This is a genomic window from Kouleothrix sp. 19917, from assembly GCF_057073505.1.
In genome coordinates this window covers 8,104,546-8,124,684 of sequence record NZ_CP097099.1, presented here as the reverse complement: position 1 = coordinate 8,124,684, position 20,139 = coordinate 8,104,546, and the positions used below count along the sequence as shown (strand labels likewise).

Here is a 20,139-nt window from a genome sequence, read left to right as displayed (position 1 = left end):
ATGAACCTACGTGGCAAACGCGCACTCGTGATGGGCCTGGGCGTTCACGGCGGCGGTCTCGGCGTCGCACGCTTTCTCGCCGACCACGGCGCCCACGTCACCGTCACCGACCTTCGCGGGCCCGAGCTGCTCCAATCATCGCTCGACGCCCTGGCTGGCTACCCCATCCGCTTTGTTCTCGGCCGCCACGATGAGGCCGATTTCCGCTCCACCGACCTCGTTGTTCGCAACCCCGGCGTTCCGCGCGAATCACGTTTTCTCCAGATCGCCCGCGCGGCCGGCGCGAGCATCGAGATGGAGATGACGCTGTTTTTCCGGCTGTGCCCCGGCCCAATTCTGGGCGTCACCGGCACCAAGGGCAAAACCACCACCACGCTGCTGCTGGCGGCAATGGTGGGCGCGCAACACCCCGACACCGTGGTGGCGGGCAACCTGCGCATCTCGGCGCTGGAGCAGCTCGACCGCATTGGGCCGAATACGCCGGTGGTGCTGGAACTGTCGAGCTGGCAGCTCGAAGGGCTCGACGAGGTGCAGCTCAGCCCGCGCTTCGCCGCCGTGACCAACCTTTCGCCCGACCATCTCGACCGCTATGGCTCGATGGAGGCCTATGGCGCGGCCAAGCAAACGATCTTCCGCTGGCAGGCGGCCAGCGACACCGTGGCGCTAAACCACGACGACCCGATTGTGTCGGGCTGGGCCGCCGCCGCGCCGGGCCGGGTGGCCTGGTTTGGCCGCCGCGCCGAGGCCGACGGGCCGGGCACCTGGTTCGATGACGATGGCGTGTGGCAGGGAAACGAGCTGCTGCTCGCGCGCGCCGACATCCCGCTGGCCGGCGATCACAACCTGGCGAACGTTGCCGCCGCCGCCGGGCTGGCCCGCGCCTTTGGCATCGCGCCCGAGCACATTCGCGCTGCAACCCGCGCCTTTGGCGGCGTCGAACACCGGCTCGAATTTGTGCGCGAAGTCGATGGCGCGCGCTACATCAACGACACCGCCGCCACCGCGCCCGATGCCGCCATTGCCGCGCTGCACAGCTTCAACGCGCCGATTGTGCTGATCGCGGGCGGGGCCGACAAAAACCTGCCCTTTGCGGGCTTTGCCGCCGCCATCGCCGAGCGCGCCAAAGCCGTAGTGCTGCTCGACGGCAGCGCAACACCCAAGCTCCAGGCGGCGCTGGCCCAACAGGCGGTTCCGCCAGTGCGCGGGCCTTTCAGCGATTTTGGCGCGGCAATTGCTGCCGCGCGCGAGCTTGCCGAACCGGGTGATGTGGTGCTCCTGGCGCCGGGTTGCGCCAGCTTTGGGATGTTTCGGAACGAATTTCATCGCGGCGAGGAATTCCGGCGCATCGTTCACGCCCTGTAACCGCCGCACAGAATACACACATGACACAACCACCCAACGACAACAACGACCTGCGCCCGCGGCTCGACGACCTCGGCAGCGAGTTCGGGCAGCGGCGCAGCGCCGACCTGGCCACGCCCGAGGTGGGCGAAGCGCAGCCAATACCGCAGCAACAAACCTTCCGGCTCCAGCTGCCGTTTGGCCAGGCGCGCATATTCTGGGTGCTTCTGGCACTCAACATCGGGATTTTTGTGATTCCAACGGTTTTGCAAATCCTTGGAGTGCGGTTCAACGGTATCCCGGTGAATGATTTCCTGCTTCTGCTTGGGCAAAAGGATAACGCGGCAATTCGCAGCGGCGAGTACTATCGATTTCTTACGTCGATGTTCCTGCACGTTGGGATCTTTCATATCGGCTTTAATGCCTGGGCGCTGTACGCGCTGGGGCCGCAGGCCGAACGGATCTATGGCACCGGGCGCTTTCTGGCGCTGTACTTCCTGGCTGGGCTGGCCGGCGGCGTGGCATCGTACATGTTCTCGCCCGACCCGGCAGTGGGCGCGTCGGGCGCGATTTTCGGGCTAGTGGGCGCGCTGGCCGCGTTTTTCTACCTTGCGCGCCGGGTGCTGGGCGAGGTTTCGCGCCAGCAGCTTGGCAGCCTGATCACCGTGATTATGATCAACATGTTCATCGGGTTTAGCTCCGGTGGGCGGATCGACAACTTCGCCCATATTGGCGGCCTGATCGGCGGCGCGCTGGTGGGCTGGCTGCTGGCCCCGCGCCTGGAAATCGACCAGCGGCTGTACCCACCGCAGATCACACGGCGCAACCTGCCGGGCGGCTGGGCCGGCGCGCTGGCGGTGCTGGCGCTTCTGGTGTTCCTGATCCTAACCATTCAACCGCCTATCCAGTAGGCAGCAGATGCAGCGCGGCTGCTGGCTGCTGGCTGCTGACTGCTGATGGACCTATGCTCGACACTTCTACCCGCAAACCCGATTACCAGTTGCTGACTGCGGTCGGCATTCTGGTGCCGCTGGGGATCGTGATGGTGTACAGCGCGTCGTTTGTCGACGCCTTCATCCAGCACGAAAACCAGCTCTACTACACCATCCGCCAGCTGGTGGGCCTGATCCTCGGCACGGTTGGCCTGCTGGTCGCGCAGCGTATCGACTACCGCTTCTGGCGTACCTACTCGGTTCACCTGATCGGCGCGGCGCTGCTCCTGCTGCTGGTGGTGCTGGTGCTCCCTTCCGACCTGACAGTCGTGAATGGAGCAAAGAGCTGGATCCGCATCGGCTTTTTCAGTATGCAGCCATCGGAGTTCGCCAAGCTCGCGATGATCATCTACTTCGCCGACTGGCTCTCGCGGCGCGGCGAAAAGCTCGATAACGTCAGCTACGGGCTCATCCCCTTCGCAGTAATGCTTGGTATCGTCTGCGGACTGGTGATGCTGGAAGGCGACCTGGGAACAACGATTGTGATGATCGTCATCGCCGGGATCGTCTACTTCACCGCCGGCGCGAACCTGCTGCATATCGCCGGGGCGGGCGTGGTGTCGGGCGGGGCCTTCTGGGCAATGATTAAAATCGCGCCTTACCGGGTTGGGCGCATCGCCGCCTGGCTCGACCCCTTCGCCGATTATAAGGGGGCAGGCTGGCAGCCGGTTCACGGGCTCTACGCCCTCGGCAGCGGCGGCCTCTTCGGCGTCGGGCTCGGGCAAGGCCGGCAGAAGTTTCTCTGGCTCTCGCAAGCGCATACCGACGCCATCTTCGCCGTCATTGGCGAAGAGTTCGGGCTTCTGGGGACTTTATTCGTGGTCGGCTGCTTTCTGGTGATTGCGTACCGCGGGCTGCGCATCGCCGGGCGCGCGCCCGACCCTTTCGCGGCGCTGCTGGCCACGGGCATCACGGCCTGGCTGGTCTTTCAGGCGCTGATCAACATGGCAGTGGTGACGACACTGCTGCCCTTTACCGGCCTGACGCTTCCGTTCATCAGCTACGGCAGCTCGTCGCTGATTATGTGTATGGTAGCGGCAGGAATACTCCTGAGCATCTCGCGGCATCAGGTCGAGCGCCCGCGCGACCAGATCGAACAAGCGCCGCGCCTGCTCCGACGACCGCCTATTGCGCTGCGCGCGCGCCTGGCCGAGTGGTGGCGGCCGGGCCTGGGCAGCCTGGGCAAACAACGGCGAGGAACACGCGGCACGATTGGCACAGCGCGCCGCAGCCCGCGCCGAGTCCGCTGACGGAACCTGGCAAAGAAGAGTGTGGACATCGTTGGACGAGCAAAGCTGCACCAGTCGGGCACCGTGCAACGTTCGGCCGAGGTGCGATTTGATTTGGCAACCAGGAGAAGCCCAGCATGACTACAGACAACGGTTTAATCATCATCAACCTGGGAAGCTCCATCGTCACCTACGCCATCTTGATCGGATTGGCGGCCCTGGGCTGGCGCAAAGGCTTCCGCTACATGCTTAGCATCGCAATCTTCATCACAATTGGCTACCTGCTGACTGTCCAGGGCGGAAATTTCGTTGTGGGCCTGATCAATCGGTTCTACACGAACTTTCCGAAGCTGATCGCCTTTGCCCTCGGCCGCGACTTTAACACCGTCGAGCCGCTCAACCCGCTGATTCCCGATAACTTCCAGGCTCCGCTGCTGCTGCGCATTCTTGTGTTTATTGCGCTGCTGGCCGTGGGCATTGCGAACGCCTGGCCGTGGGAAGGCCCGCCGCTCAAGCCCAACGACAAAGCGCAGAACATGCGTCTGCTGGGCCTGCTGGCCGGCCTGTATGTCGGCGTGCTGGGCATCAGCGCGGCATCGGCGTTCTGGGCCGACGCGCCGGAAACACTCAATCGCGGCGGCCTGATTTCCAGCGCGCTGACGAGCCTGCCGAACTACGCCGCAGTCATCCCATCCATGATCGGCGCATTTGTTATTTTGCTGATCGTGATTATTCTGCTGCGGTTCAACCGCGTGTGGAAGTAGCGACCACTGGTATGCACTACCATATCGTCGGCATTGCGGGCGCGGGAATGAGCGCAATCGCGAATGTGCTGCTCGACCAGGGCCACGCGGTCAGTGGCTCGGATTTGCAGCAGAACGCCCTGACGAGCGCGCTGGCCGCCCGTGGCGCGCACATTGTGCAAGGGCACGCGGCTGCGCATATCGCCGGGGCCGACGCGCTGGTGATTACGTCGGCGGCGCGGCCCGATCACCCCGAGGTGCAGGCAGCGCGGGCGGCGGGCATCCCGGTGCTCAAGCGCGCCGACCTGTGGCGGCAGTGGTCGGCCGAGCGGGCGATTATTGCGGTGGCGGGCACGCACGGCAAAACCACCACCACGGCCATGATTGCGCTGGCGCTGATGCAGGCCGGCCGCGACCCGGGCTTCCTGCTTGGCGGCGAAGCACCCGACCTGCCGAGCAATGCGCGCTGGGGCGACCCAACCGCGCCGCTGGTGATCGAGGCCGACGAGTACGACCGCACTTTTCTGGCGCTTGCGCCGCAGATCGCGGTGATCACAAATATCGAGCTTGATCACGTCGATATTTATGCGACAGAAGCCGACTACGACGCGGCGTTTCGCACCTTTGCCGGCGCGGTGGCGCAGCCCGAAAACCTGATTGTGTGCGGCGACGACGCGGGCACGCAGCGCGCGCTGGCCTTGCCCGCAGCCCAGCAGTATGGGATCGACGACGACGTGTGGCGCGACCCGGTGTCGTGCCGGCGCACGCTGCTCGACTGGATGGCCGCGAATGTGCGCGCCGACGCCAGTGGCACCAGCTTCGACGTATGGCACTACGACCGCCGCACGCTTTCGACGCGCAGCCTGGGGCCGGCCCGCATCCAGCTCAGTGGCGCGCATAATGTGCGCAACGCGCTTGGCGCGCTGGCCGCCCTGCTTGCCGCAGATGTCGCGCCCGCGCAGGCGCTTGCGGCGCTGGCAACCTATCGCGGCACGCGGCGGCGCTTCGAGCTGAAGGGCGAAGCCGGCGGCGTGACAGTGGTGGACGACTACGCGCACCACCCGAGCGAGGTTCGCGCAACGCTGGCGGCGGCCCGCAGCCGCTACGGCAACCGGCGGATCGTGGCCTACTTCCAGCCGCACACCTACTCGCGCACACGCGCGCTGCTGGACGCCTGGGCCAGCGCCTTTGGCGACGCCGACCTGGTGCTGGTGGGCGACATCTACGCCGCCCGCGAAACCGACACGCTCGGCATCGACGCGGAGTTGCTGGTGCAGCGGCTGGCACACCCGGCCGCCCGCACCGCCGGCAGCCCGGCAGAAGCCGCCGTGGCGTTGCAGGAAATCGTACAGCCGGGCGATGTCGTGCTCACGCTGGGCGCGGGCGATGGCTACAAGGTCGGCGAGCAGGTGCTGGCCGCACTGCACGAGTAAAACCCGCTGCTATGGCACGTCGTACCACATCTGCTATGCTTGGGCAGCACGACATTCGAGAAAGAACCAACCGTGACGACTGAAGACAACGCAGGCTTCCACCGACGCACCGCCGAGGCGCTGCAGGCGCGCTACAGTAGTAGCACGCAAGCGCCGCCCGATTGGCGTGAAGCGCTGGCCTGGCACTGGGAACAGGCGGGAGCGTTTGCAGAAGCAGTTGAAGCGATTTTAGAGATAGCCGAGGCGCGCATGACGCGCCTCGATTTCACCTCAGCGCGGCGCTGGGCCGAGCGGGCGCTGACGCTGATCGAGCGGCTGGATGGCGAGCAGCGCCACAGCTACGATCTGCGCGCCTACGCGCTGGCGCTGGCGGTGCTTGAGTTTGGCGGTCAGTACCGCGAAGGGCTCGATTACGCCCGCCGCATGCTCAGCATTGCGCAGGCGCGCAACAACACCGAGGCCACCATCCGCGCCTACCTGTCGGTTGGCCGCATGCAGCGCGAGCTTGGGCAGCTTGCCAGCGCCGAGGTCGTGTTGCAGCAGGCGCGCAGCCTCGCCACCGGCGACGAGCTGAGCGAGCTGGAGGCCGAGGCGCGGCTGCACCTGGCGAAAGTACACCAGTTGCAGGGACGGCATCTCGAAGCGCTGCAAGAGCTGCAGCTGGCGCAGGAAGAATCCGAGCAGCACGATGGCCGCCTGCTCCTGGCGCGCGTGTTCAGCAGCATTGGCGACATTTATCGCATTCTGGGGGCCAGCCGCGAAGCAATGACGTTCTACCTGCGCTCGCTGAGCCTCGAGCAAGGGCGCGGCAGCATTCTCGGCCAGGCCATTCTGCGCGACAAGATTGCGCTGTCGCGGCTGGCGCAGGGCAAAACCGACGAGGCGCTGGCCGACGCGCAGGAAAGCCTGTCGCTGCGCCAGCAGATCAGCGATGTTGTCGGGCAGGCGCGCTCGCACACGGTGCTCGGCATGATTTTGCAGCAGCTCGGCCAGTATGCCGAAGCCGCCGCCCAGCTTGAGCAGGCCGTGGCGCTGGAAGGGCAGTTGCAAAACCCACGCGGCCAGGGCATCGCCCTGCTGCACCTGGGCAATGTCGCCCGCGCGCAGCGCCGCTACGACGACGCGCGCAGCTGCTACACACGCGCAATTGTGCTCACCCGCCGCGACAACGACCAGCTTGGCCTGGCGCGCGCGCTGGAGCGCAGCGGCGACCTGGCGCTGGAAGAAGGCCGCCGCGACAAGGCGAATGTCTACTGGATCGAGGCGCTGAAGATTCGCGAAGCCCTGCACCACGCCGACGAAGCGGCCGAGCTGCGCGAGCGTATTCGCAGCGGCCACACACCGCGGAAATAACTGCTGATGGACGCAATGACCGAAAACGAGCCGCTGGCGAAATACACCTCGTGGCGCATCGGCGGCGCGGCGCGCTTTTTCGCCAGTGTTGCCAGCCCGGACGCACTACGCGACGCCCTGGCCTGGGCGCGCGAGCAGGGGCTGCCCGTGTTCGTTCTGGGCGGCGGCACCAACCTGCTGGTGCGCGACGCTGGTTTCGCGGGCCTGGTGATCCGCTACCGCGACACCAGCCTGCAGCTCGGCGCGAGCGGCGACACGGCGACAGCGCTCATTGGCGCGGGCGCACCGATGGCCGGCACCGTGCGGCGGCTGGCCGCGCAGGGCTGGGCCGGCCTGGAATGGGCCGAGGGCCTGCCCGGCACGATTGGCGGCGCGGTGTTCGGGAATGCCGGCTGCTATGGCGGCGATATCGCCAGTGTACTCCAGCGCGCATGGCTGCTGGTGAACGACGCGGTGGAAGAATGGCCGGTTGCGCAGTTCGCATACGGCTACCGCACCAGCGCGCTCAAGCAGACAAAAGACGAACGACGGACGACCGACGATCAGCACTCTTTCGTCCTCGGTCCTTCGTCATCCGTCGGCCCGATTGTTCTCGCCGCCGAGTTCGCCCTGCGCCGGGCCGACCGGCAGGCGCTGGCCGCGCAGATGGAGCGCACCGCCGCCGAGCGCAAGGGCAAAACGCCGTGGGGTTCGTCCTGCGGCAGCGTGTTTAAGAACCCGCCCGGTCGCAGCGCCGGCCAGCTGCTCGAAGCCGCTGGCATGAAAGGCACGCGCGTCGGGCAGGCCGAAATCGCCCAGAAGCACGCCAACTATATTGTCAACCTGGGCGGCGCGAGCAGCGACGACGTGCTAGGGCTGATCGAGCTGGCGCGCGAGCGCGTGCTGCGCGAGTTTGGCATCGCGCTGGCGCTGGAAGTTCAAATCGTGTAAGGGCGCGTTCAGCGCAGGGATAGGCTCAGGGGTACTACGCACGAGTGAGGTCTGCTGTGGCAAAGAAAATTCGCGTCGGCGTTTTGTTTGGCGGGCAATCGGGCGAGCACGAGGTGTCGCTGGTTTCGGCGCAGGCCGTGCTCGAAAATCTCGACCCGAGCAAATACGATGTGACGCCGATCGGAATCCATAAAGATGGCCGCTGGGTGGCTGGCACGGGCGCGATGCCCGCGCTCGTCGGCGCGGCCGACCCGCTCAAGCTGCCGGGCGGCGCGCAGGAAACCAGCGACGCCGACGTGGGCACGCTTGCCAGCAGCGACACCGCGCTGGAGGCGAGTGGCCTGGCCGAGGGCAGCAGTTCCTCGGTGCTGGGCGCAATCGACGTGGTCTTCCCGGTGCTGCACGGCCCAATGGGCGAAGATGGCACCATTCAGGGCCTGATGGAGCTGGCCGGCGTGGCCTATGTCGGCTGTGGCGTGCTGGCCTCGGCGGTGGGAATGGACAAGGCGATGATGAAAGCCGCCTTTGCCGCCGCCGACCTGCCGCTGCTGCCCTGGCTGCTGGTGCAGCGCGCCGACTGGCGCAAACAGCCCGATGCGGTGGCCGCGCGCGTGGAAGCCGCGCTCCACTACCCGATGTTTATCAAGCCCGCCAATATGGGCAGCAGCGTTGGCATCACCAAGGCCACCGACCGCGCCACGCTCGCGGCGGGGCTGGATGAAGCGGCGCGCTACGACCGGCGGATCGTGATTGAGCAGGGTATCAACGCCCGCGAGATCGAGATTAGCGTGCTTGGCAACGACGAGGTCGCGGCCAGCGTGCCCGGCGAAGTCGTGCCCTCGAACGAGTGGTACGACTACGAAGCGAAATACCTGGGCGGCGAGTCGCAAATTCTCATTCCTGCGCCAATCGACGCGGCGCAGGTCGCGCAGGTGCGCGAGCTGGCCATCCGCGCCTTCAAGGCGATTGACGGCGCGGGCCTGGCGCGGGTCGATTTCCTGCTCGACAAGGACAGCAGCGCGCTCTACCTGAACGAAGCGAACACCATGCCCGGCTTCACGTCGGTGAGCATGTACGCCAAAATGTGGGACGCCAGCGGCCTCGCCTACCAGCAGCTGCTGGATCGCCTGATCGAACTGGCGCTGGAGCGCAACGAGGAATAGCAAGCAGCAGGCAGTTTGCAGTATGCACGACGTTCCAACTGCCAACTGCCGACTGCAAACTGGCACAAAACTATGGATCGTTTCGACTACAACCAGCCGAATACCCGCGAGCGCATTGCCGCCCGCCGCCGCGCCCGCAACACTGGCGCAACGCGCCCCGGCCCGCGCCGTGCGGTTGGCTCGTGGGCCAGCAGTGGCCGCGCCGTAAGCCTGGTGCTGCTGATTTTCGCGATTGGCGGGCTGGTGTATATCGCGTCCGCGCCGCGCTTCACCGTGCAGCAGATTGATGTGCAGGGCGCGCAAGCCATGCGCCCCGAGGCCGTGGCCGAGTTGAGCGGCGCGCACGGCCAGTCGATCTGGAAGCTCGACACGGGCGCAATCGTTGCGCGGCTGAAGACCAGCGCCTATATCGAAAATGCCAGCGCCAGCCTGACGCTGCCTGACCGCCTGAACATCACCGTGCGCGAGCGCAAGCCCGAGCTGCGCTGGCAATCGGGCACATCGCTCTACCTGGTCGATTCGGCCGGGCGCGTGCTCGACAGCGACGCCAGCGCGCCAATCACGAACACGCTGGTGATCGAGGACAGCAGCGGTCGCCCGCTCCAGCCGAACGACACCGTCGACGCCGATGCGCTCACGCTTGGGCGCTTGCTGAGCCTGCGGCTGCCAGCCGAGTATGGCCTGACACCCGCGCATATTGGCTGGAACCAGGATCGGCGCATGTTCATCACCACCGCCGACAACCGAACGATTATCTTTGGCACATCCGAACGGCTCGACGAAAAGCTGGCCGTGCTTGGCACGCTGCTTGGCGATGGCACCGCCTTCACCACGCTCGACCTGCGGCCAGCGACACCATTTTATCGCAATGACGCGCCGGCCACGACGCCGGCCGAACCAGCAGCACAACCATAAGGCAATTGTGGATTGCAGATTGCAGATTGTCTTTGCAATCGAGAATCTTCAATCTTCAATCTGGAGAACAGTATGGCTCAACGCACTATCGTCGGTATCGATGTCGGCACCACCAAGGTCTGCACGATTGTGGCGCAAGTCCACGACAGTGGGCGCGTCAATGTGCTGGGCGTGGGCCTGACGCCCTCGAAAGGGCTCGACAAAGGCGTGGTGGTGAATATCGACGACGCCGTCAACGCCATTGCCACCAGCGTCGAAAAGGCCGAGCGCCTTTCGGGCTACCGCATCGGCACCGCCTTTGTGGGCGTATCGGGCCGGCATATTTCGTCGCTCAACAGCCGCGGCGTGGTGGCCGTATCGCGCGCCGACCATGAGATCTCGCGCAACGACGTGGCGCGCGCCGTGGAAAATGCGCAAACCATCGCCATGCCCAACCAGCGCGAGATCATTCACGTCATCCCGCGCGCCTACGTCGTCGATGGGCACGAAGGCATCCGCGATCCGATCGGCATGAGCGGCTTCCGCCTGGAAGTCGAAACGCACATCGTCACCGGCGAAGTGATGGCGATCCAGAACCTGATCAAAAGCGTGCAGCGCGCGGGCGTGGAAATTGACGACCTGGTGCTGCAAACGCTGGCCTCGGGCGAGGCGGTGCTCACACCCGACGACAAGGATCGCGGCGTGGTGCTGGTGGATATTGGCGGCGGCACCACCGACATTGCCGTGTTTGTGGAAGGCGGCATCTGGCACACCAGCGTTGTGCCGGTGGGCGGCAACCATTTCACCAACGACATCGTGGTGGTGCTGAAAACGCCCCACAACACCGCCGAATATCTCAAGCTCAAATACGGCGCGGCAATTGCCGACGAGGCAGCCGACCCCGCGACCGACCTGATAGAAGCCGAGGGCTTTGCGCCCGGCGAGCGGCAGCACATTAGCCGCTCGCTCCTGAACCAAGTGCTGCAAGCGCGTGCAGAGGAGGTGATAGAGCAAATCTACAACGAGATCCGGCGCAGCGGCTACGAGGGCCTGCTGCCGGCCGGCGTGGTGCTCACCGGCGGGGCGGTTCAGCTGCCGCGCTTCGATGAGCTGATGCGCGACATGCTCGGCATTCCCGTGCGTGTTGGCACACCCACCGATTTGGGCGGTTTGTCCGACTCGATCGACACCCCGCCCTACGCAACCGGCATTGGCCTGCTGCGCTGGGGCTCGCGCCACGGTATGGCGATGCTCCCACCATCCGGCGGCTCATCCGACCGCTCACCCGGCGGCTCGGCATACGAACGCTTTAAAGGCTGGCTCAAAGAATTTCTTCCATAAGCAGTTGCAGGTTGCGGTCGGCAGTTGTCGCCGACTGACGACTGGCGACTGGCGACTGACAACAGGAGGTTTTCGCATGGCAGATTTCAGCAACTTCAACCTCGGGCCCGAGCCGCACGCAACGATTAAAGTAATTGGCGTTGGCGGCGGCGGCTCGAACGCCGTGGACCGCATGGTGTCGGATGGCGTGCAGGGCGTTGAGTTCATTACCGTCAACACCGACGCGCAGGCGCTCATGCACTCGCAGGCCGATATTCGCATCCGCATTGGCGACAAACTGACCAAGGGCCTCGGCTCGGGCGGCAACCCGGTGATCGGCCAGAAGGCCGCCGAGGAAACCACCGAGGAAATTTACGAGGCGCTGAAGGGCTGCGACATGGTCTTCATCACCGCCGGTATGGGCGGCGGCACCGGCACCGGCGCAGCGCCGATTATTGCGGGAATTGCGCAGGATCTGGGCATCCTGACCGTGGGCGTGGTCACGCGGCCCTTCACCTTTGAAGGCAACCACCGCCGCAAAACCGCCGAGCAGGGCATCGATCAGCTCAAGCCGATGGTCGACACCACGATTATCATCCCGAACGACCGCCTGCTGCAGACCGCCAGCAAGAACACTTCGATGCTGCAGGCCTTCCGCATGGCCGACGACGTGCTGCGCCAGGGCATCCAGGGTATTTCGGATGTCATCACCCAGCGCGGCATGATCAATGTCGACTTTGCCGACGTCAAGGCGATTATGGCGCAGGCCGGCTCGGCGCTGATGGCGATTGGCTACGGCAGCGGCGACACGCGCATGGTCGATGCCGTGAACGAGGCGATTGCTTCGCCGCTGCTGGAAGTCTCGATCGACGGGGCGAAGGGCGTGCTGTTCAACGTCACCGGCGGCGAAGACCTGGGCATTCTCGAAATCTACGAGGCTGCCGACATTGTGGCCAAGTCGGTCGATCCCGACGCGAACATCAAGTTCGGCGCGGTCGTCGACCCGAACTTCCCGGCCGGGCAGGTGCGCATCACGCTGATCGCCACCGGCTTCGACTCGACGCGCCCGAATGTCCAGCGCTCGCGCTCGTTTGCCGGCGCGCCACAGGCCCAGCCGCAGCAGCAGCAGGTGCCGGTGCCGGCTGCCCAGCCGGTGCAGCCGCAGCGCCCCGCGCCGCAGCCGCAGCAGCCGCGCGCCACGCCCACGTTCAGCAGCAGCGACGACCTGGACATCCCGCCATTCTTGCGCAACCGCAACCGCGGCCGGTAAATCCCGTCTGCTATACGCAGCACCGAACCGGAGACAGCGTTAGGCTGTCTCCGGTTCGGCACGTTTAGGGCTTTGTACTACGGAGGCTCGTGAATGATCGACGTAGCGAGCGATATTCTGGAAGAACTTGAGCAAAGTAGCGGAATGCTGCCGCGCCGCTGGTATACCGACGAAATCGCCCCGCCAATTGAATGCCAGGTGCGGTTAAGCAGCCAAACATGGCGCTATCGCATCATAACTCGCCGTCAGCACGAAGAGGCCACCCCGACAATTGGGGTGGCCTCTTCGTTTGTTAGCATAGTGTTCGTTTCACTTGGTAGCAGTAAGCTTTACAGCACCGAGCATTAAGCTGGCGCCCGCGCAGCCTCATCGAGCGTGAGCCGCACGCCCAGGCGGGCAAACAGCTCCTGCGCCAGCGGCCACCCGCCGCGCTCGACCAGCCAGCCATCCGCGCCCTGCTTCGCACACAGCGTGATCGCCTCGCGATAGGGTGGCGGCAGTTCGAGCGCGGGCAGAAGCAGCGGGCCATCGGCCGCGCCAGCCGGGCCAACCAGCAGCGGGCGCGCATCAAAGGCCAGCGCCTGCGCATAGCCCTGAAGCAGCGCCGCCGTTTCGTCCAGCGGGTGCAAGCCCACCCCGCCAGCGCGCTCGCGATGCGCCAGGTAGAACGTGGCCGGGTTGCGCCCCTTGCGCCGCCGCAGCACCCAGCCATCGCAGATCGTCACGCCCGACACACCATCGCGCTGCTCGGGCGCGAGCGCATGCCAGCGCAGCAAGCCCAGGTCGAAATGGCTGAACTGCTCGATCGCGGTTGCCTGTGCGCGCCAGCCCGGCGCGCCAATTGGCAGCGGCGCGGGCGGCGCGGGCAGCTTGGCAATGCGGTCGGCGATGGTGCGCACCGCAAAGCCGCGCTCGCGCAGCCGGGCGATTAGCCCTTCGCGCCGCCAGCCGGTCAGCTCGAACATGCGCCCAGTCACTACGCCTTCCGATTTGATTGCGCTGGTAATGTGCGGGTTGCCAATCGCAAAATGGTTCGGTGCGACTTCGTCAAGGTCGAATGCTTGCCGCCTACTCGCCTTCATTATTCTCGGTCGTCACCGCCTCGCCCAGGTCAACGGGTGCCTTGCAGGCTTCATTATGCACCAGCAGATCGTGCCGCAGCTGCGCCAGCTCAACCAGGTGGGCGCGCTCGTGCGCAATCATCCAGTTGCCCTGGTGCAGCAGGTTCACTTCGCCATACAGCTCGTGGTGGCCGGGCCGGTGCCAGGCCGCGCTGGTCAGGCCGCGCAGCAGGTTGATCGTCTGGCGGCGCGTGGCGTGAAATGCGCCCAGGATCGCCTCGCCCGGCTGGCTGCGGTAGGCCACCGCCGCATCGAGGCGTGGCGGGTGCGCGGGCGGCAGCTCGGGGCGGTCGGTTTCGAGCAGCAGCCATGCGCGCTCGCGGAACACCGCGTCGATATCGACCAGATGGCCCACCAGCTCTTTGATCGAAGGCTTGCCCTCGGCCAGGCGCTTGGCCAGCAAATCTTCGTCGATGCCGTCGAGCAGTTTGCGCAAGCCTTCTTCGGTGTGCTCCAGCGATGCCATGATCGCGTGCGGGCCAAGCGTGCCCATTGCCTCAAGCGCGCGGAACGAGCGGTGCGCCTCGGGAACCGTGCCGCAGTTTGGGCATGCGCCCACCAGCTGGCCCTCGCGCAGCGTGCCGCATGTTGAGCAGACAAAAATGTCGCCAATTTCGTCGGCGCGCAGGTCGCGATTTTCTTTCAGCGCAGTTTGCGCCCGCAGCAGCATGTCGCGCGCCAGCGGGTTGGTGCCGGTAATCGGGCCGGTACCAATCGCCTCGGGCTCCAGCCCGGCCAGCGCCCGGTCGACGTTGCCATTGGTCGAGCCGGCCTCGCCCATCTGGCGGAACACGCTTTCGGCACGCGCAAGCTTGGAAGCGCCCAGCGCCTCGAACAGCCGCGCAATATTGAAGCGCCGCTCGTGCCGCGCCTGAGCCGCCCAGCTGCGGTACGCCGTGTGCCCGAGGCTCGCGCTTGTAAACACACGGCGCAGCTCGGCTTGATCGGATGTCATTTCTTTTAATTGCCTCCATTAAGGTATACCAACGCCATATCGCTCCAGTGCCTGGCAGCGACGTTGCTTGTACTACTATATGGTGATCGGAGATTCTTCGCAAGTGCGGCGCATACACGCCAGCGTTCTGCGCGTTTGACGCCATGCGGTTTTGCTGGTAGCTTATGCGCGGCATTCAAAGCAAACGAAACTGACCATGCGCGTCGCAATTATTCACGATTATCTGAACCAGTACGGTGGCGCCGAGCGCGTGCTCGAAGCGCTTCACGGCCTGTATCCGCAGGCCCCGGTTTATACCTCGATCTACGATGCCGATGCCATGCCCGAAGCATATCGCGCATGGGACATTCGCACCTCGTGGATGCAGCAGCTACCCGGCTGGCGGCGCCATTTCCGCAAGTACTTTCTGCTTTACCCCAGCGCCTTCGAAAGCTTCGACCTGAGCCAGTACGACCTGATTCTGAGCAGCAGCAGCGCCTACGCCAAAGGCGTCATTCCTGCGCCGCACGCACTTCACATCTGCTATTGCCACACGCCCATGCGCTTCGCCTGGCGCACCGACGATTATGTCAGCCGCGAGGGCTTTGGGCAGCTCCAGCGCACTGTGTTGCCCGTCGCACTCTCCTATGTTAGACTGTGGGACGTCAGCACTGCGCCGCGCGTTGATTGTTTTGTTGCGAATTCGCGGGCCGTCGAGGCGCGGATCAAGCGCTACTATGGCCGCGACGCGCTGGTGATTCCGCCGCCGGTCGAGCTGGCACCGTTCTGCCCGCGCACGCCCGGCGAGTTCTATCTGGCCGGCGGCCGGCTGATCCCATACAAGCGCCTGGATCTGGCGGTGCGCGCATTTACTGCGCTGAAGCTGCCACTCAAAATCTTTGGCGATGGGCGCGACCGCGCGGAGCTCGAACGGCTGGCTGGGCCGAATGTCGAGTTCCTCGGGCAGGTGAGCGAGCAGCAGCGCCACGAGCTTTTTGCCGAGTGCCGGGCGTTTGTGTTCCCAGGCGAAGAAGATTTTGGCATCACGCCGCTGGAGGCGATGGCGGCGGGCCGCCCAGTGATTGCGTATGGCGCGGGCGGCGCGCTCGACACCGTGATTGAAGGCGTGACCGGGCGCTTTTTTGCCGAGCAGAGCGCGGGCGCGCTGGCCGCAGCGGTTGCCGCCTCGCGGGGCGACACCTACGACCCAATGGTTATTCGCCAGCACGCCGAAGCTTTTGGCCGCGAGCTGTTTGTCGAGCGAATTCGCGCTGTGGTCGATCAGCAGATGCGCGCGCGGGCACGATGAGCCCCGCCGAGTACCTTGGCGCGCTGCGCCAGCGCTGGCTGCTTTTGCTGGCGGTGCCGCTGCTGGTGCTGATTGTGAGCGCGGCTGCCGCGCTGCGCGAGCCGGCCCGCTACGGCACGGGCACGCGCCTGCTGGTCACGCGCGCGCCGGGTGCTGCTGGCGCGGCCGGGCTGTCGGATCGCGGCGAAGACACCACCGCGCAGGACGTGCCGACGATTGTCCAGGGCAGCGCGTTTCGCACCGACCTGGCGGCCGAACTGGCGCGGCGCGGCGTTCCTGCCGATGCGGCGCAAACGGGCGCGCTGGCGGCAAGTTTTAGCGAGCATACCGTCACGTTTGCGGCAGAAGCGGGCGACCCGGCCACTGCCACCGCGCTGGCCGAAACCGCGACAACCTTGCTGCAAACGAACGGACTGCGCTACTGGGGCGATTCGGCGGCGCAACCGGGCCTAAACATCAGCGTGCTCGACCCGCCCGCAGCGCCAACGCGGCTGAACGGGCCGCGCGCGCAGGCGCTGCAACTGGCGCTGCGCACCGGGCTCGGGCTGGGCGCGGCGGCAGGCCTGGCGATTGCCCTGGCGCTGGCCCGCCCACACAAGGAAGAATACGATGCTTCTTTCTGATTATGTCAATATCTTACGGCGGCGCTGGTGGGTGATTGTGCTCACCGCCTTTGTGGCAGCCGCCAGCGGCTATGCCTTTGGCAAAATCCAGTTCGCGCTTGGCAACACGCTGTACCGCTCGGAAGCGACCTACCAGGTGGTTGCGAACCAGCTCGACCAGGGTTTGTACCTCGTGCTGCAAACCAAAATGAACAGCTACCGCAACCTCGCGCTGGCACCCAAAGAGCTGGACAAGATCAGCCAGCAGCTGCAGCTCGACCGCGACGCCGACTGGCTGCTGAACAAACATATCGCCATTCAGGTGCTGCCCGACGAGCAGAAAATGGTCATTCAGGCGACCTACCCCGACGCAGCGACGGCACCCAGGCTCGCCGACGCGGTTGGCGCGAACATGGTGGGCCTGGTGGCCGCGCAAAACGCCTCGCTGGAAGGCAGCAGCCGCATCAACGTCATCGAAATCCAGTCGGCGCGCGCGCCCACCCTGTACTGGCCGCCGCGCGCCGCCGTGACGGTGCCGGCCGGCCTGCTGCTGGGCCTGGTGCTCGGCCTGATCTTCGCATTCATTCTTGAGGCGCTCGATAACACGCTGAAAACGGCCAACGACATCGAGCGCTACGTGGGCCTGACGACCCTCGGCGCCATTCCCACGGTCGACCGCTAGCCTAACGCGAAAGAAGCCACGCTTGAATTGGCACGCATCACAATAGCATGAAAACACCATCACCCGAACGCAGCCAGCTGATCGCGCTGCGCGACCCGCGCTCGCCGGCGGCCGAAGCCTACCGCACGCTGCGCACCAACATCCAGTTTTCCAGCCTCGACAAGCCGCTGCGCACGCTGCTTGCCACCAGCACCGCGCCCGACGAAGGCAAATCGACCACGATCGCAAACCTGGCGGTGACAATGGCGCAGGCCGAGCAGCGCGTGATTCTGGTGGATTGCGACCTGCACCGGCCCACGCTCCACACCCTGTTCGACCTGCCGAACGACGCCGGGCTGACCAGCCTGATTCTGGCGCAGGAAGATGCCGAGATCCCGCTGCACGACACGGGCGTGCCGGGCCTGAGCCTGCTCGCCAGCGGCCCGCTGCCGCCGCGCCCAGCCGACATTCTTGGCTCGCGGCGCATGGAAGCGGTGATTGGGCGGCTGCGCAGCCAGGCCGACATTGTGCTGTTCGACACGCCGCCCGTGATTGCCGTGACCGACGCGGCCGTGCTGGCGACGCGCGTGGATGGCGTGCTGCTGGTGTTCCAGGCCAAAAAAACCAACCGCGAGCGCGCCCGCCGCGCCCGCCAGATGCTTGAAAAAGGCAAGGCCAATATTGTTGGCGTGGTGCTGAACAATGCCGAGCTTGAGCGCGGCTATGGCTACTACGGCTAGAATGCGCGACCCTGGCGTTTTGTTCTGCCTATCTTCCATTACTCGTTCATTGCCATGATCGACCTCCATTCCCACATCCTGTTCGATGTCGACGACGGCGCGGCCAGCCTGCCCGAGTCGCTGGCCATGGCCGAAGTCGCCGCGCGCGACGGCACGCGCATTCTGGCGGCCACACCGCACAGCCCTGGCTCAAGCGCCTGCCGCGTCTACGACCCTGCGCTCATCCGCGAGCGCGTGGCGCAGATCAATGCCGCGCTGCTGCAGGAAGGCATCCCGCTCGAAGTCATCACGGGCAGCGAGATCTATTTTGTGAGCAGCCTCGCCGAGCAGCTCAAGCGCGGCCAGCTGCTGCCCTACGGCCAAGGCCACACGATCCTGCTGGAGCTGGTGAGCGCGACGATTCCAAGCTCGCTCGACACGGTGCTGTTCAACCTGCAACTGGCTGGCTACCGCGTGCTGCTGGCGCATCCCGAGCGCATCCCCGAGGTGCAGCAAAACCCAAACCGGCTCGACACCCTGGTCGAGCGCGGCGTGCTGATGCAGCTCACGGCCGAGGCACTGCTGGGCGGGCAGGGCGAGCGCCTGCGCAATATCGCCGAAACCTTGCTGATGCACAACCTGGCGCATGTGCTCGCCAGCGACGCCCACGGCGTGCGCCCGCGCCGCCCACCGCTGCTGCGCGCCGCCCGCGACCGCGCCGCCGAAATGATTGGCGGCCCCGCCGCCGACGCGCTGGTTGAGGGCACGCCCGCCGCGCTGCTGGCCGACAAGGCAGTGCGCCTGCCAGCACCCACGCCGGTGCGTCCGCTGAAGCGGCGCTGGTGGCTCTTCTAACTTGCACAAATCGCCAAGCCGTGGTATGATGCGCCGTGTTGGGAGACGAGACTCTGTAGCTCAGTGGATTAGAGCGCTTCCCTGCGGAGGAAGAGGTCGGGCGTTCGAGTCGCCCCAGAGTCGCCACAAACCACGAGGGCGGTCGCGCCAATCGGCGTCGGGCCGCCCTTCCGGTATACTGGCAGCCCAAACAATCCGGGGAGGTGACAGAGCGGTTGAACGTGCTCGTCTCGAAAACGAGTTGGGCCTGAAAACCCACGTGGGTTCGAATCCCACCCTCCCCGCCACGCAGAAAACGCCCTGGTTTATCGCACACCAATGCGGTAGATCAGGGCGTTACACGTTGGTTCGGCTTTTGCAGTAGCTCCGTTTGCTCTCTTGGTTCTGGTGCTGCGCCCGGCGAAACTTGGCCGCAGCACCAGAAAACGAAAGTAATCAAACGAAGTTAATATGATGCGTTGGATTCTATCCAACATCGTTTGACTCATTCGTATGATGTCAAAAATACTTGACATCATACAGCATTAATGGTATAGTTCTCAATGTCAAAAATGTTTGACATTCCAACATATGGATACTGCAACACAAAGGAGGGTTTGGTATGGGGTTGTCGTTTCAGGAGAAGAGCCTCTGGTCGATGTTGATTGGCCTTGTTGCCAGTTTCAGCTTCTACTTTCTGATGGTGCTGCCAGCCTATGCGGTCAACTTAATGCCCAATCAAGTGATATTCTTCGTTCTTGCGGTCGTGCTTCTTGTTATCACACAGATCGTAGGGCACATTCTTATTGCATCTTTTGATCGCAATACAAGAACGGATGAACGAGATTGGCTGATCGAGTTGAAGGGTAAGCGAAACGGTGCATATGTATTGGCGGCAGGGGTTTTCTTGGCACTTTGCACGACACTCGTAACAGATGGAAACTTTATCTTCGCGCATGTGCTGCTGGGGTTCTGGGTGCTTGCTCAACTGGTCGAGATTGCTTCGCAGTTATTGCTGTATCGGCGAGAGGCCTCAACGCATGGGTAAAGGTGGCGGTCAGCTTACAAACAACATTCGTACACTTCGTTTCCGCCATCGTGAGATGACGCAGCAAGAGCTTGCAGATCAAGTTGGGGTTACACGTCAGACGATAAATGCAATCGAGGGGAACAAATACTCACCTTCGCTGGAGGTCGCATTTTTAATCGCACAAGTATTTGGGGTTCCTCTTGAGGAAGTATTTCACTATAAGGAGAAGTAGGCACGGTACAAAACTGTGCTCAGGAAACT

General features: G+C 64.6%; 21 protein-coding genes and 2 tRNA genes. 21 read left to right on the top strand and 2 right to left on the bottom strand.

Annotation, left to right across the window (positions count from 1 at the left end; genetic code table 11):
* From murD to M1P90_RS32615, 12 genes are all read left to right on the top strand, one after another.
* Window positions 1-1,362: a UDP-N-acetylmuramoyl-L-alanine--D-glutamate ligase gene (gene murD, locus M1P90_RS32670; RefSeq protein WP_483700026.1), complete on the top strand. Its 1,362-nt coding sequence runs from the start codon at window positions 1-3 to the stop codon at window positions 1,360-1,362.
* A 20-nt stretch (window positions 1,363-1,382) separates the two neighbouring features.
* Entirely contained in the window at window positions 1,383-2,252 is an 870-nt protein-coding gene (locus tag M1P90_RS32665) for a rhomboid family intramembrane serine protease (protein WP_483700024.1), read from the top strand.
* 53 nt (window positions 2,253-2,305) lie between these two features.
* The gene (gene ftsW, locus M1P90_RS32660; RefSeq protein WP_483700023.1) at window positions 2,306-3,583 is read left to right on the top strand and encodes a putative lipid II flippase FtsW; all 1,278 of its coding nucleotides are present in this window, start codon (window positions 2,306-2,308) and stop codon (window positions 3,581-3,583) included.
* Window positions 3,584-3,699: 116 nt separating this feature from the next.
* The gene (locus M1P90_RS32655; protein WP_483700021.1) at window positions 3,700-4,326 is read left to right on the top strand and encodes a hypothetical protein; all 627 of its coding nucleotides are present in this window, start codon (window positions 3,700-3,702) and stop codon (window positions 4,324-4,326) included.
* Between the two features lie 11 nt (window positions 4,327-4,337).
* A complete protein-coding gene (murC, locus tag M1P90_RS32650) occupies window positions 4,338-5,738 on the top strand; it encodes a UDP-N-acetylmuramate--L-alanine ligase (protein WP_483700020.1) in 1,401 nt (466 codons plus the stop codon).
* 72 nt (window positions 5,739-5,810) lie between these two features.
* Window positions 5,811-7,091 (top strand): tetratricopeptide repeat protein, encoded by a 1,281-nt coding sequence (locus M1P90_RS32645; protein WP_483700019.1) that lies wholly within the window; start codon window positions 5,811-5,813, stop codon window positions 7,089-7,091.
* A gap of 6 nt (window positions 7,092-7,097) precedes the next feature.
* On the top strand, window positions 7,098-8,021 hold the full coding sequence (gene murB, locus M1P90_RS32640) for a UDP-N-acetylmuramate dehydrogenase (RefSeq protein ID WP_483700018.1): 924 nt from the start codon (window positions 7,098-7,100) through the stop codon (window positions 8,019-8,021).
* Window positions 8,022-8,077: 56 nt separating this feature from the next.
* Window positions 8,078-9,184 (top strand): D-alanine--D-alanine ligase family protein, encoded by a 1,107-nt coding sequence (locus M1P90_RS32635; protein WP_483700017.1) that lies wholly within the window; start codon window positions 8,078-8,080, stop codon window positions 9,182-9,184.
* 72 nt (window positions 9,185-9,256) lie between these two features.
* Window positions 9,257-10,099, top strand: a complete 843-nt coding sequence (locus M1P90_RS32630; protein WP_483700016.1) for a cell division protein FtsQ/DivIB — start codon at window positions 9,257-9,259, stop codon at window positions 10,097-10,099.
* Window positions 10,100-10,171: 72 nt separating this feature from the next.
* A complete protein-coding gene (gene ftsA / locus M1P90_RS32625; RefSeq protein ID WP_483700015.1) occupies window positions 10,172-11,419 on the top strand; it encodes a cell division protein FtsA in 1,248 nt (415 codons plus the stop codon).
* A 76-nt stretch (window positions 11,420-11,495) separates the two neighbouring features.
* The gene (gene ftsZ / locus M1P90_RS32620; protein ID WP_483700014.1) at window positions 11,496-12,668 is read left to right on the top strand and encodes a cell division protein FtsZ; all 1,173 of its coding nucleotides are present in this window, start codon (window positions 11,496-11,498) and stop codon (window positions 12,666-12,668) included.
* Between the two features lie 93 nt (window positions 12,669-12,761).
* Window positions 12,762-13,016: a hypothetical protein gene (locus M1P90_RS32615; RefSeq protein WP_483700013.1), complete on the top strand. Its 255-nt coding sequence runs from the start codon at window positions 12,762-12,764 to the stop codon at window positions 13,014-13,016.
* Here M1P90_RS32615 and M1P90_RS32610 read toward each other — a convergent pair.
* Window positions 13,013-13,750 (bottom strand): hypothetical protein, encoded by a 738-nt coding sequence (locus tag M1P90_RS32610; protein WP_483700012.1) that lies wholly within the window; start codon window positions 13,748-13,750, stop codon window positions 13,013-13,015. The genes M1P90_RS32615 and M1P90_RS32610 overlap by 4 nt on opposite strands.
* Window positions 13,737-14,744, bottom strand: a complete 1,008-nt coding sequence (locus M1P90_RS32605) for a DinB family protein (RefSeq protein WP_483700011.1) — start codon at window positions 14,742-14,744, stop codon at window positions 13,737-13,739. The genes M1P90_RS32610 and M1P90_RS32605 overlap by 14 nt, the downstream gene beginning before the upstream one ends.
* A gap of 196 nt (window positions 14,745-14,940) precedes the next feature.
* On the opposite strand from M1P90_RS32605, the gene M1P90_RS32600 reads away from it, so the two are divergent.
* From M1P90_RS32600 to M1P90_RS32560, 9 genes are all read left to right on the top strand, one after another.
* Window positions 14,941-16,032 (top strand): glycosyltransferase, encoded by a 1,092-nt coding sequence (locus M1P90_RS32600; RefSeq protein ID WP_483700010.1) that lies wholly within the window; start codon window positions 14,941-14,943, stop codon window positions 16,030-16,032.
* On the top strand, window positions 16,029-16,655 hold the full coding sequence (locus tag M1P90_RS32595; RefSeq protein ID WP_483700009.1) for a hypothetical protein: 627 nt from the start codon (window positions 16,029-16,031) through the stop codon (window positions 16,653-16,655). The genes M1P90_RS32600 and M1P90_RS32595 overlap by 4 nt, the downstream gene beginning before the upstream one ends.
* Window positions 16,642-17,316 carry a YveK family protein gene (locus tag M1P90_RS32590; RefSeq protein ID WP_483700008.1) on the top strand — a complete coding sequence of 225 codons (675 nt, stop codon included), beginning with the start codon at window positions 16,642-16,644 and terminating at the stop codon, window positions 17,314-17,316. The genes M1P90_RS32595 and M1P90_RS32590 overlap by 14 nt, the downstream gene beginning before the upstream one ends.
* 47 nt (window positions 17,317-17,363) lie before the next feature.
* The gene (locus M1P90_RS32585; protein ID WP_483700007.1) at window positions 17,364-18,035 is read left to right on the top strand and encodes a CpsD/CapB family tyrosine-protein kinase; all 672 of its coding nucleotides are present in this window, start codon (window positions 17,364-17,366) and stop codon (window positions 18,033-18,035) included.
* Between the two features lie 54 nt (window positions 18,036-18,089).
* Window positions 18,090-18,869 (top strand): tyrosine-protein phosphatase, encoded by a 780-nt coding sequence (locus M1P90_RS32580; protein ID WP_483700006.1) that lies wholly within the window; start codon window positions 18,090-18,092, stop codon window positions 18,867-18,869.
* Between the two features lie 49 nt (window positions 18,870-18,918).
* A tRNA-Arg gene (locus M1P90_RS32575) sits at window positions 18,919-18,995 on the top strand.
* Between the two features lie 71 nt (window positions 18,996-19,066).
* Window positions 19,067-19,156, top strand: a tRNA-Ser gene (locus M1P90_RS32570).
* A 314-nt stretch (window positions 19,157-19,470) separates the two neighbouring features.
* Entirely contained in the window at window positions 19,471-19,896 is a 426-nt protein-coding gene (locus tag M1P90_RS32565) for a hypothetical protein (RefSeq protein WP_483700005.1), read from the top strand.
* Entirely contained in the window at window positions 19,889-20,110 is a 222-nt protein-coding gene (locus M1P90_RS32560) for a helix-turn-helix transcriptional regulator (RefSeq protein WP_483700004.1), read from the top strand. Before M1P90_RS32565 ends, M1P90_RS32560 begins: the two co-directional genes overlap by 8 nt.
* Window positions 20,111-20,139 lie beyond the last annotated feature (29 nt).